The following is a 749-nucleotide window of genomic DNA, read 5'->3' on the forward strand; positions in this document are numbered from 1 at the left end:
GCAGATATCCGAGCTCGTCGAGGATGATGAAGTCGAGACGATTGAGATAATCGGCCGTCCGGCCTTGCTTGCCGCTGCGCGTCTCTGTCTCCAGCCGGTTGACCAGATCGACGACATTGAAGAAGCGGCCGCGTGTGCCGTTGCGGATGAGTGCACGGGCAATCGCGATGGCCAGGTGGCTCTTGCCGGTGCCCGTGCCGCCGACGAGAACGATATTACGCTGATCGGCCACAAAGGCTCCGGTGGCCAGGTCGCGGACAAGGCCTTCATTGACGGGCGTGTTGGCGAACTCGAAGTCGTCAATGTCTTTTGCGAGCGGTAGCTTGGCGATGCTGAGCTGGTAGCGGATGGAGCGGGCCTGCTTCTCGGCGATCTCGGACTGCAGAAGATCGCCAACAATGCGCGGCGGCTCATGCTGGCGCTTGATGCCGTTGCCCATGACCTCGTCATAGGCGCTGCGCATGCCGTAGAGCTTCAAGGTGCTCATCAATTCCAGAACCTGTGTGCGTTCCATCAGCTTGCCTCACCTCGAGGCTGTCATAGCGTGCACAATCGGCGATCGGCTCATGAGTGAGCCGCAGTGCATCGGGGATTTGTAAGTGTGCCGCTGGAGCCGGATCGCGATGCCGCGCCAGGATGTTGAGGATGACGGCAGCCGAGCAGACGCCTTGATCAAGCGCCTCCTGGCAGGCGGCCTCCACGGCGGTAACACCGTCGCCCGGCACGCATCCGAGAATGGTGACCATTTG

General features: G+C 61.4%; 1 protein-coding gene and 1 pseudogene. Both read right to left on the bottom strand.

What is annotated here, in order from left to right:
• Window positions 1-514: ATP-binding protein (locus tag KLP42_RS26600; RefSeq protein WP_215571166.1), on the bottom strand; the 514-nt coding region annotated here is incomplete at its 3' end.
• A pseudogene (locus KLP42_RS26605) lies at window positions 447-749 on the bottom strand (IS21 family transposase); the annotation flags it as partial. The pseudogene KLP42_RS26605 and the gene KLP42_RS26600, both read right to left, overlap by 68 nt.

This window comes from Rhizobium sp. CSW-27 (assembly GCF_018760785.1).
In the GTDB taxonomy this organism is placed as follows: Bacteria; Pseudomonadota; Alphaproteobacteria; order Rhizobiales; family Rhizobiaceae; genus Neorhizobium.